General features: G+C 43.7%; 14 protein-coding genes. 9 read left to right on the top strand and 5 right to left on the bottom strand.

Annotated elements, in window-relative coordinates; all coding sequences use genetic code 11:
- Positions 1–232: hypothetical protein (locus tag DP116_RS28505; RefSeq protein WP_211173166.1), on the top strand; the 232-nt coding region annotated here is incomplete at its 5' end.
- 63 nt (positions 233–295) lie between these two features.
- Positions 296–1,375 carry an MraY family glycosyltransferase gene (locus DP116_RS08705; RefSeq protein WP_169154808.1) on the top strand — a complete coding sequence of 360 codons (1,080 nt, stop codon included), beginning with the start codon at positions 296–298 and terminating at the stop codon, positions 1,373–1,375.
- Here DP116_RS08705 and hpnK read toward each other — a convergent pair.
- The 4 genes from hpnK to DP116_RS08685 form a co-directional block, all read right to left on the bottom strand.
- Positions 1,372–2,250, bottom strand: a complete 879-nt coding sequence (gene hpnK / locus DP116_RS08700; RefSeq protein ID WP_169154807.1) for a hopanoid biosynthesis-associated protein HpnK — start codon at positions 2,248–2,250, stop codon at positions 1,372–1,374. The two genes, DP116_RS08705 and hpnK, sit on opposite strands and share 4 nt — an antisense overlap.
- Before the next feature lie 10 nt (positions 2,251–2,260).
- Positions 2,261–3,121, bottom strand: coding sequence for a ferritin-like domain-containing protein (locus tag DP116_RS08695; RefSeq protein WP_169154806.1), 861 nt, complete (start codon positions 3,119–3,121; stop codon positions 2,261–2,263).
- Positions 3,122–3,179: 58 nt separating this feature from the next.
- Complete coding sequence (gene hpnJ / locus DP116_RS08690) at positions 3,180–4,634, bottom strand: hopanoid biosynthesis associated radical SAM protein HpnJ (RefSeq protein WP_169154805.1); 1,455 nt, start codon at positions 4,632–4,634, stop codon at positions 3,180–3,182.
- Between the two features lie 431 nt (positions 4,635–5,065).
- Positions 5,066–5,887 (bottom strand): squalene/phytoene synthase family protein, encoded by an 822-nt coding sequence (locus DP116_RS08685; RefSeq protein ID WP_169154804.1) that lies wholly within the window; start codon positions 5,885–5,887, stop codon positions 5,066–5,068.
- A 589-nt stretch (positions 5,888–6,476) separates the two neighbouring features.
- On the opposite strand from DP116_RS08685, the gene DP116_RS08680 reads away from it, so the two are divergent.
- The 7 genes from DP116_RS08680 (at position 6,477) to DP116_RS08645 (ending at position 15,543) form a co-directional block, all read left to right on the top strand.
- Positions 6,477–6,719: a hypothetical protein gene (locus DP116_RS08680; protein ID WP_169154803.1), complete on the top strand. Its 243-nt coding sequence runs from the start codon at positions 6,477–6,479 to the stop codon at positions 6,717–6,719.
- Positions 6,720–7,820: 1,101 nt separating this feature from the next.
- Positions 7,821–8,348: a two-partner secretion domain-containing protein gene (locus tag DP116_RS08670; protein ID WP_246275537.1), complete on the top strand. Its 528-nt coding sequence runs from the start codon at positions 7,821–7,823 to the stop codon at positions 8,346–8,348.
- Between the two features lie 411 nt (positions 8,349–8,759).
- Positions 8,760–11,102, top strand: a complete 2,343-nt coding sequence (locus DP116_RS08665) for a two-partner secretion domain-containing protein (RefSeq protein ID WP_169154801.1) — start codon at positions 8,760–8,762, stop codon at positions 11,100–11,102.
- 559 nt (positions 11,103–11,661) lie between these two features.
- Entirely contained in the window at positions 11,662–13,092 is a 1,431-nt protein-coding gene (lpdA, locus tag DP116_RS08660; protein WP_169154800.1) for a dihydrolipoyl dehydrogenase, read from the top strand.
- A 322-nt stretch (positions 13,093–13,414) separates the two neighbouring features.
- A complete protein-coding gene (gene trpC, locus DP116_RS08655) occupies positions 13,415–14,314 on the top strand; it encodes an indole-3-glycerol phosphate synthase TrpC (protein WP_169154799.1) in 900 nt (299 codons plus the stop codon).
- A gap of 109 nt (positions 14,315–14,423) precedes the next feature.
- Positions 14,424–14,672 carry a DUF5340 domain-containing protein gene (locus tag DP116_RS08650; RefSeq protein ID WP_169154798.1) on the top strand — a complete coding sequence of 83 codons (249 nt, stop codon included), beginning with the start codon at positions 14,424–14,426 and terminating at the stop codon, positions 14,670–14,672.
- A 244-nt stretch (positions 14,673–14,916) separates the two neighbouring features.
- Positions 14,917–15,543 carry a class I SAM-dependent methyltransferase gene (locus tag DP116_RS08645; RefSeq protein WP_169154797.1) on the top strand — a complete coding sequence of 209 codons (627 nt, stop codon included), beginning with the start codon at positions 14,917–14,919 and terminating at the stop codon, positions 15,541–15,543.
- Between the two features lie 670 nt (positions 15,544–16,213).
- Here DP116_RS08645 and DP116_RS08640 read toward each other — a convergent pair.
- The gene (locus DP116_RS08640; protein ID WP_169154796.1) at positions 16,214–16,405 is read right to left on the bottom strand and encodes a DUF2949 domain-containing protein; all 192 of its coding nucleotides are present in this window, start codon (positions 16,403–16,405) and stop codon (positions 16,214–16,216) included.
- Positions 16,406–16,918: the final 513 nt, after the last annotated feature.

The following is a 16,918-nucleotide window of genomic DNA, read 5'->3' as shown; positions in this document are numbered from 1 at the left end:
CCCCTACACCCTTCGCTTTGGTCATCTTGTCGCACCGAAGGGAGTCGTTGAAGTTCAGGGTGTCAGACCAGTGACAATTTTAATTTCAAAAGACAAAATAAAAAATAATCTTTCTACTCCACACCCCACTCTAATCAAAAGACGTAAGGTGTTATGCCCTTACTCCGACACTTTATCCTCACAGAATGACTCTATATTAGAAGCAACTTCTTATGAAGTTACAGATAGTTAGGAAAAAATTCACTAACATACAGTTGATGCTTATCGACACTAACACTAATGGTTAAATCGGGAGATGAACATATACAGCTCCCTTCGTTCCCTCGGTATTGCTGACCCTAGCGGTTCCGGCTGGTTAGCGGTAGTATTTACATTTCTTTTAGCTGGTACCGTCACTTGGCGTTTGATTCCAGCAGTCCGCAAGTTTGCCCTGCGAGTAGGTTGGGCTGACCAACCGAATGCGCGACGGCTGAACCGAGAACCTTTGCCTAATGCAGGAGGTCTAGCTATTTATGCAGGAGTGATTGCTGCCGTGGTATTAGCCAGTCTCTTACGACCTATTGAACTCGAAAGAGTACTGGCTGAGGTACAGACGATTCTTCTAGGGGGTTCGATACTGGTTCTTGTGGGCTTTATTGATGACCAATTTGGCTTACCCCCTCTGGTTCGATTGTTAATTCAGATACTCACGGCTCTGTTGCTGGTTGCTAATCGTATTACCATTGAATTCTCTTTTGGGACTCCCATCGACTCTACACTATCAGTAATTATTACAGTGATATGGGTAGTAGGAATCACTAATGCCATCAACTTAATGGATGGCATGGACGGTTTGGCGGGAGGAGTAAGCTTTATCACCGCTATAAGTTTATTAGCTGTTTCAGCTCAGGTTCCCAACCGTGCGGCAGCGACGTTAGTTCTAGCAGCATTGGCAGGTGCGGCGTTGGGCTTCTTGCGCCACAACTTCCACCCTTCGCGCATTATTATGGGTGATGCCGGAGCGTACTTTTTTGGTTATGTGCTAGCTGCTACTAGTATTTTAGGTAATCTCCAAGGACCCACGGCTGTCTCTCTGGTCGCACCAGTTCTGTTTTTGCTGTTGCCAGTACTCGATACCACTCAAGTGTTTATCCGACGCTTGATGGCGGGGAAAAACCCTCTTAGCACACCTGGGAAAGACCACTTGCACCACCGCTTGTTAGCTTGGGGCTTGTCTCAACGCCATGCCGCGCTTACTCTTTGGTCAATTGCTTTGATTTGCAACGTGTTGGCAATGAGACTACAAAATATGACCTTGGTACAAATACTTATGACGACCATTGGGATCATTCTCTTTTTAAGCTTTATTGTCTTGCAAAGGATACGAACAACCTAGTACGTCAGGGGTTGAGTTCTTTGTTGCTCAAAATTCGTCAATTCAAATCCCGAAGCCGCCAGCATTTCACTCACTTGCTCACTCAAGGTAGCCGCGAGTTCAGCTTCACCTGCCCCTAATGGACCATTCAGCGGTTCGCCAGCTATAGCGACCGCTGGATGACAATAAATCTCTACTAGGTTTGCCTCAATTTGGGGTATGAGACCAAGCAAGTATTCCTCAGTCACAGAACCAGTTTGAAGCAACCCGTAAACGCGCTCAGCAAAGCCAATCCCCTTTGATTTCAGCAACCCCTCACCGTAGCGGCGCAGTCCACCAAATACACCCGCCCAAACCAGTTTAGTCAGTAAGTTCCGACGGTCAAGCCGCAGGCTCATCCCCAGTTCCTCACAAGGAAGACGGATAACCCGAATGCCGAATTCATCGGCTAGGTCAACTAGGATACGCAGTACCACCGGATGGACGTGCATATGCAAATGCCCATCTACATGGGAAAGGCGCAACCCAGAGGAGCGAAATTTTTCTAATTGAGCGCGGATTTCTTGCCGCAATTCCTCATGAGTTGCCTGAATGAACTGGTAGCGCAACCCACTTATCGGCGCACTGTATGGAAAGTTACCTGTAGAGTCAACCAAGTGAGGAATTTGCGAGGGTGGTAGCGCAGCTCGACCACACACCAGAACCAAGTGCAAACCAACTGCTAGGGTGGGGTGAGCGTGTGCTAAATCAACCGCTTCATCAAATGCCTCACCTGTAACCATTAAGCTGGTACTCGTCAGTACTCCTTCTTTGTGCGCTTTGATAATTGCTTGATTGACGCCATGTGAAAAGCCGAAGTCATCACCGTTGATAATGGCGAATTTCTGAGCCTGCATAAGTTCTGGTTTATTGTTCGGAGAACTGGGCGGCTGAGTTGGACTGTTGCTGAGGCATCAGTCTGATAATGCGTAAGGCGATTTTGGCAAGTGTAGGCAACAGTTGCGGCTGAAGGAGCTGTTGATCAAAGACGCTCATCCGTTTGGCGTTTTCCTGAAGGCAAGTAGACAAAAACAGTTCGGGGGTCAAATTATCCATAAAGTTACCAGCGGCGGTGGCAGTAAAACCCTCCTGTTTGTCTTCTTCTGACCCACTAAAAGCTTTGATTTTATCTTGCAGCGCTCTCCGGTAATGCCATAGAGCATCAACCCCGCGTAACCAATTCGCCGTACGACCCTCTTGAATTTGTTGGTAAGTGACCCAATTCACAAAGAACATAATATGCCGCGCTTCTTCATGAAGAATTGGATCAAAGATGTCGAACAATGGTTCCGGCAAATAGTTAGCTTGGCGGGCAATTTTAAACAGTCCAAAGGCTAAGAAAGAATCGAGGCATTCCCCAAAGCCAAAGTCAATGAAAGCAGTTTTGATATTGCTAGGGAGGACAGGCTCTGGAGGTTGAGAAATTTGAATATTGTAATGATTGATCAAACACTCAATGAGTCGCGAGTGGCGGGTTTCCTCCAAAGCTTGAAGGGCGATCGCCTCTCGCAACAGGGGATCACTAATTGTCGCGGCAAAGGTACTGACCATCGCCCCAGCCTGTCGCTCTGTACTGAGGGCTTCTCTCCAAAAGGGAATGCCGTGTAGACGTTCTAGAGCTACGCTATCGAGAACGGGCCAAGGCAGTTTTTCTGGCTCAAACTCTAAGTGGCTTTTGATGAAGCTACGGCAAAAAAGCTCTTTGTGTTCTTCGCTTCCAAGTTTCATGTGGCAACAATTTATTTGTTAGTTGTCAGTTGTTGGTTGCTAATTGTTCTACCGTTCACTACCTACTTACGACTGATTGCTCTTTAGCAGCCGCCTGTGTATGACGCTCTTTGAGATAAGAGAAAAACTCGCGTCCCTCACGCAAGCGACGAACTAGCATTTGGGGATTGGTTAGCATTTCACCGACAATTGGGATGATGGCTTTCGGTCGAAAGTAGAAGCGACGATACATCTGCTCGACTGCATCCTCAATTTGGGCGCTGGAGAGGTTCGGATATTGCAGTGTAGACATTTGAATGCCAGATGAAGCAACTAAGGAATTATCACTAAACCAACCGTTAGTCTGAGCTTGTTGATAAAGTTCCGTCCCAGGATAAGGGGCGGCGATGGAAACTTGGATGGTATGAGGACTGACATCGCAAGCAAAACGAATTGTTTCTTCAATTGTCTGTTGACTTTCGTTTGGCAAGCCGATGATGAATGTGCCGTGTACGGTAATGCCGAGTTTATGGCAATTCTCCATAAACTTCCGCGCCACCTCTAACTTAATTCCTTTCTTGATCCCGTCTAAAACTTGCTGGTTACCTGATTCAAATCCTACCAGCAATAGGCGTAAGCCGTTGTCACGCAGTTGCTTGAGAGTGTCGTAGTCTAGGTTAGCGCGGGCGTTACAGCTCCAAGTGAGCTTGAGGCGTTTCATGTGTTGGCTGATGGCGATCGCCCGCTGCTTATCAATTGTGAAGGTGTCATCATCAAACATATATTCCTGCACCTTGTCACCAAAGATGGCTTTGGCTTCTTCCATTTCTCGCCCAACTGCTTCTGGACTTTTGGTACGGTACTGGTGACCCCCAATTGTTTGAGGCCAGAGGCAGAAACTGCATTTAGCAGGACAACCACGACCCGTGTAAAATGAAACGTAAGGATGCAGTAAATATCCTATGAAATATTTCGTAATATCTAAATCACGTCCATAAACTGGTAGTACGCTGGGCATGGCATCCCAATCGTGGATTAAATCACGTTCTGCGTTGTGATGTAGTTGTCCGTTTTTGTCTCGGTAGCTGAGTCCCTTAATTTGATCCCAAGGTTTGCCTTCTGCTAATTCCTGACACGTGTAGTCGAATTCGTTGCGACACACAAAGTTTATAACTGAGTTCTCGCGCAGCGTTTCCTCTGGTAAGACAGCGACGTGCGCCCCAACAAAACCAATTTGTACATTGGGGTTTTGTTCTTTCATTGCAAGAGCACACGTCACATCATTTGCCAGCGAGGGTGTGCTGGTGTGCATGATAATCAGTTCGTAATCTTTAGCAATTTTCAGCACATCTTCCACAGTCTGATTATGTGGAGGAGCATCTACAAGCTTACTTCCAGGGACAAGTGCGGCGGGCTGCGCTAGCCATGTGGGGTACCAGAAGGAGGTAATTTCGCGCTTGGCTTGGTATCGGGAACCAGCACCACCGTCAAATCCATCAAAGGAAGGAGGATTAAGAAAAAGGGTTTTTTTCACGAAATATTTCTCCTTTTTTTAAGCAAGGCAATAGAGTCAATTGCAAGGTTTTATATAGTCTGCAGCAGTCGAAATTATCAGAAAAACTGAGTACTCAATCATGCAATGAATGCAAAAACATTACTGTGGCTGAGTATATCTTTGAATATCATCCAGAGGTCTATAAGAAAAAATAATTTTGCAAAGTTTGGTATTTCTAGTCCTATTAAGAACAGTTGTTCGCTTGTTCTAGACGCTGCACAACTTTCCGTAAATATACAGTCGTGCAATGCGGGTTAAGGTGTGTGAGTAAGTGCGAGGAGCAGTGTTGAGTAAAACCTGTGGACGCTTAGTCAGACCTAAATAAACATAGTTGATAGTTTATTGAGGTATGGGTGGATGTGAACACGCGTGGGACTTTCCCATAATGGAAAAGCTTGACAACAGGTGTTTTATTTACTGGTGTTAGTAAATTGCTCCAGTAGTGCAAGAACATCACTGCGGCTGAGTTTACTTTTGCCGTTGGCAAGAGCATCCAGGGTGCCATAAGCTAAGGTTAAGGGAATTTGACAAAAGTCCAAAGCGGGACCAGCAGGAAGAGCGCTAATGTATGCATCTGCTAGCGTCAAATTGCGACGGGCATAATGATGCAAATCTTCCGCACTCCACCCCTCTGGAAAAAAGTTCACTCCACGCACTAAGTCCTCAGTGTGGTTCCGGATGATATTCACAGCCTGTAAACCACGACCAAACCCAATTGCATGAATACGGTTTGTCTGTGTCCCATCGTACCAAGCCCATAAATCTGAGAGCATCAAGCCAACGGCACCAGCAACTCCAAACGTGTAACGATCTAAATCGGACTCGGTACGGATTTTCCAATCGTTTTGGGCCCAGTAAGCCATTCTATCTGCCATTGCCGCAGTCGCATCCCAAATCCGAGGAGCAATGGTTGCAGGTGCAAGAATTGCCCATTCTCGAATCCGCACAGAAACTTCGGGTAGGAGATGTTCATGTGAGTGAAATCCTTTGTAGAAAGCATCGATGGCAAAGCCATCACCCCCTGCCTGTAATGTCAAGCTAATTGTTCGTAACAGCTTTGCCTTAGTAAAGTTATCTAGTTCTGGATGATCCTCAATTTCATCAATGGCTCGCAAACACAAGTACGCTGATGCGACTGCTTCTTGCAAGCCCAGTGGTAACTTGATGATTGGAATGTAGAAAGTCCGACTCGTTTCCTTGAGGATGTTTAAGGCATCTCCATACAAGTCCATAAGATTGCAGCTCCATTGGGTATTACTCATTTTGCCTAATATTGTTGGCGAAAAAGTCACCACTCAAATCAAAAAGTTGGAATTGTGGAAATTATTGTCCCTGTCTACCCAACTGCGATCGCCCTTTGGGCGGCTCCTTTTGGGCGCATTGATCGCGACGAACGTCCTACCCCCTAAGCCCGAAGCACTTCGGGGAAGCAAGCGGGAACCCCAGCGATACAGATCATCCCTGGTATATGACAAATGCATGAATCCACACTCGGCTGCCAAACTCAACCCAATCCAACAGTTACCAACTTCTGACTCAACCAACACATTCTCAATAGCTATTTTCTTAAAATAAAAATCAGAAATGTTCGCCAAGAATGACATCAGTTTCCACCTGCCGGACTTGTTAGTTATGGATCATATATGCTTCTTGGCTCTGACTCCTGAGTTTATGAATGACCGCGTAAATAAACACTAAAACAATAGGGTTAATCTTGTGCAAGCTCCTCTCCTCTGTGTGCGATATCGCAAAATGCTATAGACCTGCATTGGTGTCAATTGACGATAGTAATAGGTGAAAGTTCCCAGTACACACCAGCTTATGACTCAGACACCAGAAGGGTTGAGTTTTTTGGCGATTGCGATCGCTTTTACTGGTCTTGTCGTTGTTGTATCCAAAGCAAGGCATAGCCAGATAGAAGTTCAGTACTTTAAAAGATATAGCAGTCGTGTAGCGAGCAAGTCATTAAAGACCAGCCGACTGTGGCTTCTTAAGGAAGAGGAATATGGCGATACGCATGATTGCGTCTCTTGCTTTGCGCGATCGCACCACAAGGAAAGATAAACGTATGACTCGAATGAATATGCTGCGAGTTCTTTCGGAGAAAAATAAGTATTTTCTGTTTTCTGACGACCACCTATTTAGACGTAAAGGGGAAAGGTCGTTTCAAATTTTTATTTTAAAAGTGCATAAGTTAATTTCACTAGCACCTATTAAGGAGTAGAAGGAAGACGGTAAACCGAAAGCGCAAACGCGTTTAGTGTTAACGACTTTCCTTTTGGATATTAGCTATCTGTTAATGGATAGTACGACGTACTGTCATTAGTGCAATATTCCGTTTATCAATCTACTAGCTTGCAAGGAGAAAATAGTTATGACTTCTGAACAAATGGAACAGTTCAAAAACGAGATTCATGAGGAACTGAGGAATGCTGTGAATAACTCGAAGTTAGGCGAGGTATTTCAAAAATATGGCATAACAGGCAACAAAACGTATCAATTTGAGTGCATACTCGATCTAACTAAAATCCCATTTCAGGATGGTATTAGTAACCAGTTAGTTAAGAGTGAGGAGCGAGTGAGAGTAGACTGCTGCGGGTGTGAACCACCGTTTTTTTGTTGTAGTTGCTAGTAAGCCGTTACGGTATTGTCCATTTAATCAATTTAATAGCTATAGTTTCAACTTCTTAAGAAGACAATTCATCAAGTTACACTAGCCAAATGATTCTTAGGTTAGAAATTTCTTGAAATTTGATCGTCATTCTTAGTACAACCTGCCTTTTCAGCAGTTGAATTGACAGTACTGCTAGCCATTAAGCTTTGATAAAGAGCAAAACGCAGATTTTCGTAGGGGCAAAGGCTAGCCTTTGCCCCTACCCCCGTGGTTTATTTACTATCATCTCAACTTATTAAGAGTACAATGAATCAAATCACCTCAAAAAGTCCATTTTCCTATCAATTTCATGAAATTTCGTTCTCATTCTTAATTAGCTAGCTTTTCAGCAATTCAATTGACAATATCACTATTCATTAAGTTTTGCTAAGGAGTGTAAAGCGGATTACTGACGTTAATGTAGTCTACTTATAAAGAGCACTTCTACTTAGCCTGCAATATAAATTGCAGGTAAGTGGGGTGTGTAATGCATACATTTGAGGTCAGCAAAAATGTCTCAAAGCCGAAGCGGTAATTGCTGGAAATTAGGGCTAGCGAGTGTTTTAGCAATTGGTGGGGTACTTGTCTTTGGTGGAAATTATGCTCTGAGTGAGATGAGAAGCAATGGCACTCCAGTAGGTGAAAATTCCGTAGTTAAATCCAAACCGATCAATAACCACACTATTAACCAGGTTAACGGTAGAGCAAATTGCAAAGCGAACCTATTCAATTCTGTGAAACAGTTTTCTGTGCCCACTGGTATAACGACTTACTTCAATAACGCTGCTGATCTTCACAATATCAGTTGGGTGACGGGCAAGTCATTTTTTAATATTTTGAATATTGATGGCACATTTCAAACTAACGGCACCGCCAATCTGTTTCTATTTAATTCCGATAGAAAACTTTCACATAGTGATACTTTTAGTCAATTCCTCGAAAATAACCAAACTCAGGATTTTTTAAAAGCCATTCCAGGTCAGCAGTTAGTCATAGCACAATGCTGCACTAGACCTGGATGTTTGTGTTGTAAATGCTAGTACACTGCACCCGAATTATTATGTTGATTTGCCGTCATTAATGGTTGAAACAGGATACATGAAAAGACCTGTGTCCTGTTTCCTGTTTTGTGTTCCCTATTTTCAAGTCAGGTCAACCTTAAAAAACGTAAGATACAACGAAGAAAATAGGTAAAAAAGTTGGTTTGAAGCATTTAACGTTTAATTTTGTTGCTTTACTTAAGGCTCTTCTAGCACTCTCATGAAAGTGATGGAAGAGCACTCACAACATTACAAGACCGCATTTCATATCCAAATTCAGCAACGCTCCTAGCTAATCTTTGGTAAAAAGGAAGACACAGGTCACCAAAGTCGTGTAATCTAGCGAATATTAAGTGCAACGTAACTGTTGCTTAGTCATAGCTAGTTTGCTTGGGGGTTGTAATATCTGGGATGAATACTCTTGTAGGCTGGATTAAAGGATTAGGAGTTGCAGTAGGTGGTGCAATAGCTTTCTATGCTAACTGTGTTACTGCCCAAATCACCCCAGATACGACTCTACCTAATAACTCTCGCGTTATAACGCAGAACAACATCAAAATTATTGAAGGTGGAACTCAAGCAGGAAGCAATCTATTCCACAGTTTTGAGCAATTTTCTGTACCTACTGGGACTACAGCTTACTTTCAAAATGCTACAGATATTCAGAACATCATTAGCCGGGTAACAGGTAAGTCTATCTCTAATATTGATGGCATTCTTAAAGCTAACGGCACAGCCAACCTGTTTCTAATAAATCCCAACAGAATTATTTTTGGTCCGAATGCTTCTTTGAATATTGGCGGTTCATTTATAGCGAGTACGGCAAGTAGTCTTAACTTTGCCGATGGTACCAAGTTTAGTGCCACAGATCCTCAAACCACACCTCTGCTGACAGTCAGTGTTCCTATTGGCTTACAATTTGGAGCAACTGCAGCACCCATCCGCAATCAATCCCAAGCAAGTCCGGATGGCGCAACTAATATCGCCCGTTACCCCGTTGGCTTACAGGTACAGCCAGATAAAACCTTGGCAATTGTAGGCGGTGATGTGATATTAGAGGGCGGAAATCTAACGGCAGCAAGGGGAAGAATTGAGCTAGGAAGTGTTGCTGCCAATAGTTTGGTCAGTCTGAACCCAACAAACCAAGGTTGGAGTTTGGGATATGAGGGTGTCCAGAATTTTCAGAACATCCAACTCATCCAGCGAACAGTTAATGGTTCTCAAATTGCATCTATTATAGATGCTAGTGGCAAAGATGGCAGTGGTAACATCCAACTGCAAGGCAAGTCTGTGGAACTCATTGGTAATGTGGGATTGATAAATATAACTAATGGTGTCAAAGATGGCGGAGATTTAACGATTACCACTGATAAATTAATTGTTCGGGATGGCGCACGATTATTAACTATCACAATGGGTGAGGGTGCAGGGGGAAATTTGACTGTGAACGCCTCCAAGTCTGTGCAGGTGATTGGTACCATAGCAAATACTACTATCCCTAGTGCATTGTCTAGTACAACCTTCGCAAGCGGAAAGGCGGGTGACGTAAATATCAACACTGGCAGGCTGCTTATCCAAGATGGGGCAGAGATCTCAGCAGAATCTAGTGGAAATACACGGCAATCACAATTTACACCAGCAACAGGAAAAGGAGGGAATTTGAACATAAATGCCTCCGAGTCCGTAGAGCTAATTGGAACTTCAGCAAAAGGTTTTCCCAGCAGCTTGTTAACTAGGGCTTTAGGTACCGGAGATGCTGGAAAAGTGATAATCGTCACAGAGAAACTTCTTGTCCGAAACGAGGCTGCAGTAAACGTGAGCAGTCAATTGCCAAAGCTGCCAGAGAATGTAATCTACTTAGGAGATACAATCAACCTAGGAAAAGCAGGCGAACTCAATATCTCTGCTCGCTCTATCCTTCTGGACAACCAAGGAAAACTCACATCTGAAACGAACTCAGGTCAAGGCGGAAATATTAACCTAGAAGTGGGAGACTTATTATTGCTACGCCGTAACAGTCAAATATCCACGAATGCAGGCAAGGCGCAGGCTATTGGCGATGGCGGTAATATCTTTATCAATGCTCCGTCGGGCTTCATCGTCGCCAAACCAAAAGAAAACAGCGACATCACAGCCAATGCTTTCACAGGTTCTGGCGGCAGAGTTCAAATCAATGCTACTGGTATTTTTGGCATAGCAGCGCGTAGTCGAGAAGACTTAACAAGACAATTGGGAACTAATGATCCAATCAAACTAGACCCGCAAAACCTACTCACAAACGATATCACGGCAATTTCTCAAACTAATCCGACTTTAAACGGCGTAGTAAATATCAATACACCCGAGGTTGATGTCAAACGTGGATTAATCAACTTGCCCGTGGAACTAAAGGAACCAAGATTGGCACAAGGATGTGATGCAAGTGTCGCGCGAAATCAAAGTGAATTCATCATCACCGGACGCGGTGGCATACCATCTAACCCTAGGGAAGTTCTTAGAAGCAATAATGTACAGGTAGATTGGGTGTCTTTGGGAGAGGATGCAAATAATCCTTTGGGTACTTCAAGCAGAGAGACACAAAGACAGAGAAGTAGAAAAGATGCACAAAACAATAAAGATGTCAAATATCCACCGAATGAGATTGTAGAAGCACAGGGGTGGGTGGTGGATAGTAATGGCGATGTGATTTTGGTCGCCCAAGTACCTACCACGACACCTTATGGTTCTTGGTTGAATTCTAGATCTTGCAAATGAAAGCACAAAGACTATCACCTGTGATTGGATGGGTGAAATTTAAGCAATATCGCGTGACCAAAAATAATGGGATACAAGCCCCGCACTTCTAGGGCGGCTTTTGCGCTAAAATATACAAAGGAATTAGCAATCCCCCTCTAGGCTCAAGACGCGTTGAAACAGCTACGATGAGAGCAGGCGTAGAGAAAGACTGATGGGCAATGGTAGTAAACATAAATCCAACCCAAAGGAAAAAGACAAAATTCAATAGTTCAATTGTCGGTTAGTCGCGGAAGGGCATTCCGAGACTCAAAACGGATGTGGAGAGAGTGTAAGACCTGGTTCCAGGCTGTTCTCAATGAAGCGTCAACCCCATTCAGCGACCAGTTATCCTACCACGAGTAGGTTGCTGGCGTGGTGAGGAATCACCGCACTTCTAGGGCGGTGAGGATGTCAAATCCCCGAGTTGAATTAACAGAAATCAGAAATTTGAGATGACAACAGCCTAAAATTAAGAAACTTGCACTGATTGCTTGGTCAATCTCAGAATAAATAGGCGGAAGCACACGGGGAAACTAACGTGAGTCATGAATTTGATTACGATTTAGTCATTGTAGGCGCTGGAGTAGGCGGACATGGGGCTGCCTTACACGCCGTTAGCTGTGGTTTGAAAACAGCCATTATCGAAGCAGCTGATATGGGAGGAACTTGTGTCAACCGAGGCTGCATTCCATCTAAAGCACTGCTGGCGGCATCTGGACGTGTGCGAGAGTTAAGAGATGCCCATCATCTCAAGTCGCTGGGAATTCAACTGGGAAGTGTGGAATTTGATCGAGAAGCGATCGCCAACCATGCAAACAATCTCGTATCCAAAATACAAGGCGATTTAACCAATAGCCTCAAACGCTTGGGAGTCGATATCATCCGAGGTTGGGGTAAGATAGCAGGGACACAAAAAGTCTCTGTAACCACAGACAGCGGCGAAAAAACCATTACAGCAAAAGATATTATTCTTTCCCCTGGTTCGGTACCCTTCGTTCCTCCAGGGATTGAAGTTGATGGCAAAACTGTGTTTACTAGCGACCAAGGCGTGAAACTAGAATCACTCCCAGATTGGGTAGCAATTGTTGGCAGTGGTTACATCGGCTTAGAATTTTCCGATGTTTACTCAGCTTTGGGCAGTGAAATCACGATGATAGAAGCCCTAGACCAGTTGATGCCAGGATTTGACCGCGATATTGCTAAACTTGCTGAACGGGTTCTCATCACTGGGCGTGATATTGAAACTCATGTGGGGATATACGCCAAAAAAGTCACTCCTGGTTCACCTGTCGTCATTGAATTAGCGAACTTCAAAACTAAAGAAGACGTGGAGGTGCTGGAAGTCGATGCATGTCTGGTTGCAACAGGAAGGATTCCAGCGACGCAGAACCTGGGTTTAGAATCTGTTGGTGTAGAACTTGACCGTCGAAACTTTATCCCAGTCAACGACAGCATGGCGGTTCTATCTGCAGGTGAAGTCGTCCCTCATCTTTGGGCGATTGGTGACGCTAACGGCAAGATGATGTTAGCACACGCGGCTTCTGCTCAAGGTATCATCGCAGTAGAAAATATCTGTGGGCGGCACAAGGAAGTAGACTATCACAGTATCCCTGCAGCAGCATTTACTCATCCAGAAATCAGTTATGTGGGTATGACGGAAGGCGCAGCGAAGGAAAAAGGTAGTGCTGAGGGCTTTGAAGTCGCGACGGCAAAAAGTTACTTCAAAGGAAACTCTAAAGCTTTGGCAGAAGGTGAAGCAGACGGAATGGCAAAAGTCATTTATCGCAAAGACACAGGCGTTGTTTTGGGCGTTCATATCTTTGGGATACATGCTTCAGACTTAATTCATGAAGCGTCAGCGGCGATCGCCAACCGCCAATCTGTCCACACCCTTGCTCATTTGGTTCACGCCCATCCAACACTTTCTGAAGTGCTGGACGAAGCTTACAAACGAGCAATTGCTAGTTAGTCATTTGTCCTTTGGGGAGTATCTTGCTCGGTGCGGTACACGAGTAAGATGCCCGCACTGTACAATCATGATTTGGCAGATCTGCGATTTTCTGTGTCCTTTGTACTTGACAAATGGAATTTCAATGATGAAAAAAAACCGCAGAGGCGCAGAGGACGCAGAGGAAGAGAACAGAAGAGAACAGAGCAATCATTTTGTACGTGAGTGCGTCGCGTTATAGCAGCCCCGTGGCGTCAGCCATAGCCATTGCAAACGGAATTGATATCACTCATGATTAATGACTAATGACTAATGATTAATGACTAATGACTAATGACTAATTATGCAAATCCGTCGCCGTAGACCTAACCCAGCTATTGCTGTATCCACAGTGCAGTATCAAACCGTGATGTCTGATGCCGAACCAAACAACATTTTAGAAGAAATTGTTTGGCATAAAGAAGAAGAAGTTGAGCGAATGCGGGAAAAGCTTTCTTTGCAGGAGTTGCAGCGTCAGGTACTGGAAGCACCTCTATCCCGTGATTTTGTAGCAGCATTGCAACAAGGCAAAACAAAGCCAGCATTGATTGCTGAAGTTAAAAAAGCGTCTCCCAGTAAAGGAGTTTTACGAGAAGATTTTCATCCGGTGGAGATTGCCTTAAAGTATCAAAAAGCGGGTGCTAGCTGTATTTCGGTACTTACGGATGAAAAGTTTTTCTCTGGTAGCTTTGAAAATTTAGCTCAAATACGCGCTCAAGTAGATTTACCTTTATTATGCAAGGATTTTGTTATATATCCTTACCAAATGTACATGGCGCGTGTTCGAGGTGCAGATGCGGTATTATTGATTGCGGCTGTACTCAGCGATCAAGATTTGCAGTACTTCGTTAAAATTGCCAAAGCTCTCAAAATGGCGGCATTGATTGAAGTTCATAGTTTAGCAGAACTTGATCGCGTGTTAACCATAGATGGTGTCTCACTGGTAGGTATAAATAATCGCAACTTGGAAGATTTCTCTGTTGATATACAAACCACTTGCCAACTCTTAGCAGCAAGGGGTAAGGAATTACAGCAAAAGAATATTGTGGTTGTGAGTGAGTCAGGATTACATAACTGCGATGATCTGACTTTAGTACAACAAGCAGGAGCATCAGCTGTTCTGATTGGAGAGTCTTTAGTCAAACACCCAGATCCAGAGGAAGCGATCGCCAACCTCTTTGGTAAACCTTTAGCCCATGAATAATTCTAGCTTTAGGTCTCGCTTTAGGCAATTCGTTGATGCTTGTGTAACAATTCATTTAATGACAAGCAACTTCTGAGTTGTCCAAAATCTGAAATCAAATATTAATTTCATGGAGCAAATTCCTCTGCCTTCACCTGTTCACTACGAACTTATACTGCAACTGTTAGAGAGACAAACTATGATAGCGGTTAGCAATAATCCGAATTTGCGGCATCAGGTAAATCAGCTCATTATTACCCTGCGTAAAGCGGCTGTACAACAAAAGCATTTGGAACAAGTTTGCCAATCGTCTTTTGAGATTGACCATCGTTGGTCGCTGAATCATCTCAAAAGTAAGCATATTGCTGCTTCTGAATAATCAAGCAAGGGATTTACTTTCGCGCTTTGACGAACCTCGTGACCTTATCAGTTATGAAGGCAACTATCAAAAGTAGGAAATCTTGAGTAGCGAGTCGAGATTTGGTCAGTATTTTCTGAAATCCCAACTCCCGATACTCGCTTTACCTTTTACTTAACTCTTAAAACCTAGATTTTTCATCTGTGGTAGCAGCAACTCGTGTGTTTGGGCAATAGTTATAAGTCATGATCACAGGAAGCACAAAATGACAGAAACAAGAGTTCGTCAGCAATATGATCAGATGTCATCTGTGTATGATCAACGTTGGAAAAGCTACATCTCCAAGACACTATCTTTTCTTAAGAACTGGGCGCAAATCTCACCACTGGATACTGTACTTGATGTTGCTTGTGGCACCGGTGAGTTTGAACGACTGCTACTGAGTGAATATCCAACGCAAGAGATTGTTGGAGTAGACATTTCAGAGAAGATGCTGGAGATTGCCAAACACAAATGTAACATTTATTCTCAAGTCTCGTTTCAAACCGCGAGTGCGTTAGCGCTACCATTTGCTAGTAACAGTTTTGATGTTGTTATATCTGCCAATTCGTTCCATTACTTTGACGATCCATTGGCTGCATTAAGGGAAATGAAACGTGTCTTGAAACCTGAGGGCAAAGTTGTCATTCTGGATTGGTGCAAAGATTATTTTTTTTGGAAAATTGGTGATATTGTATTAAAGTTATTTGACCCAGCTTATAAACAATGTTATACCCAAGACGAGTTTAATCACTTTCTTGCAGCTACAAATTTTACGATTCGCCGTGCAACTAGAGTTCGTTTCGATATCATTTGGGGGCTGATGGTGGCTACAGCGACTCCGCAATCTTAAACAAATGTGAGTTAAAAGAAGAACTCAGAACTCTACAATCAAAAAAGCGAGTTGAATTATAAACTCGCTATGCTTGACAATTGACACTCCTGGGCCGTCATGCTGAGGATTCTTGCTAAGCCCTATGCCTGCGGCACGCCTTACGGCGAACGGGCACGCTGCGCGAACAACCGTCCTCTCTAGATACCCAAATGCAAGCATTCAAGATCCCCGTTTGGATACGTCCACAAGCGTAAACGGACTGCCCGACCACTTTTGAAAAGGTTTATTTAATTTCTTACTTTTACTCCCACATTTGTGAGCCACTGCGGTGGTGAGGCAGTCCGGTCTTGGGGGTTTCCAACGCCAGATACCTACGGAGGGAAACCCTCCTTCAGTACTGGCTCCCCAGGAGGAACTGCCGAAAGGGTTCCCCGGCATAAAGCAAGTGGCGTGCAAGATCTAGGATTTATACTACCAGGCTTGGTGGCTCAGGAGTTGTCCGCTCGACCTACTTCGTCTTTTTTATGTGCGCCTTACCGCTATATTTTATTGTCGCATAACGGGGGCGTTTTTGTTCCCAAATTTAAAAGCCGTCCTAGAAGGACGGGGCTTTAAACCCAATTTTTCGGTAAAAAGCTTGCTCTATATCTAAGCACAGTTCCACATTCCTACACGAGGTCATTACTTCCTATACTGTCTCCAGCCAATCGTATATTTTTTCTAACTGTTCTATGGTAATTAAACCATATTGCCAAAGAATCATTGGTAAAGGACCTGGATCTTGCTCACGACGACGCAAAGCAACTGCAATGGAAGCTGTGGAAATTGCCAAATCTTCCTGTAAGAAGCTAATAAATCTAGAATAAGTTGATGGTGACATTTTCTATTGGACCTCCTCACATGGTGTGTGTTTTATGTTTAAATTCACCACTTCTCATTAGTTGTAAGTAGCCAATAATTCTCCTTTCACTGTGCCTTTGGTTAATAGATAACTCAGGAAAGTTTGTCTGGTGTTGCTCAAAGAAGTTTTTTTATTAAAAAATAGACAGTAATACTACGTATCTGATTTAGTCTTAAGCAACACAATATTTAAATGAATTTATGACTTTCTCTTTTTTACTTCAGTGCTCTAGTTAGCTACAACTGTAGTAAGGAAGATTCCTTAGCCTAATATTCCCTTATTGACTACTCTTTACACGTATGTCAAAAGGAAGATTTTTTGTAGTCTAGGATAAAATTAGTTACCTAGTCTTGGAACAATAAGGCTTTTCTGAATAGACTTCGTGGGAGTTGTAGGGAACAGGGAACTCTGAACAGGGAACTCTGAACAGGGAACTCTTAACAGAACCTCGTAAAATCTCACTTTTGCAAGAGGTCTAATGTGTATTGAGTT

The organism is Brasilonema bromeliae SPC951 (assembly GCF_012912135.1).
Lineage (GTDB): Bacteria > Cyanobacteriota > Cyanobacteriia > Cyanobacteriales > Nostocaceae > Brasilonema > Brasilonema bromeliae.
This window is presented reverse-complemented; position numbering and strand designations above follow the sequence as displayed.

What these genes read in the sequence shown, in the direction of transcription:
- DP116_RS08640 (WP_169154796.1), bottom strand. Translation starts at nt 16,405, where the DNA reads ATGTCACCATCAACTTATTCTAGATTTATTAGCTTCTTACAGGAAGAT.
- DP116_RS08705 (WP_169154808.1), top strand. Translation starts at nt 296, where the DNA reads ATGAACATATACAGCTCCCTTCGTTCCCTCGGTATTGCTGACCCTAGC.
- DP116_RS08680 (WP_169154803.1), top strand. Translation starts at nt 6,477, where the DNA reads ATGACTCAGACACCAGAAGGGTTGAGTTTTTTGGCGATTGCGATCGCT.
- DP116_RS08650 (WP_169154798.1), top strand. Translation starts at nt 14,424, where the DNA reads ATGGAGCAAATTCCTCTGCCTTCACCTGTTCACTACGAACTTATACTG.
- DP116_RS08665 (WP_169154801.1), top strand. Translation starts at nt 8,760, where the DNA reads ATGAATACTCTTGTAGGCTGGATTAAAGGATTAGGAGTTGCAGTAGGT.
- DP116_RS08670 (WP_246275537.1), top strand. Translation starts at nt 7,821, where the DNA reads ATGTCTCAAAGCCGAAGCGGTAATTGCTGGAAATTAGGGCTAGCGAGT.
- DP116_RS08645 (WP_169154797.1), top strand. Translation starts at nt 14,917, where the DNA reads ATGACAGAAACAAGAGTTCGTCAGCAATATGATCAGATGTCATCTGTG.
- DP116_RS08695 (WP_169154806.1), bottom strand. Translation starts at nt 3,121, where the DNA reads ATGAAACTTGGAAGCGAAGAACACAAAGAGCTTTTTTGCCGTAGCTTC.
- trpC (WP_169154799.1), top strand. Translation starts at nt 13,415, where the DNA reads ATGCAAATCCGTCGCCGTAGACCTAACCCAGCTATTGCTGTATCCACA.
- hpnK (WP_169154807.1), bottom strand. Translation starts at nt 2,250, where the DNA reads ATGCAGGCTCAGAAATTCGCCATTATCAACGGTGATGACTTCGGCTTT.
- DP116_RS08685 (WP_169154804.1), bottom strand. Translation starts at nt 5,887, where the DNA reads ATGGACTTGTATGGAGATGCCTTAAACATCCTCAAGGAAACGAGTCGG.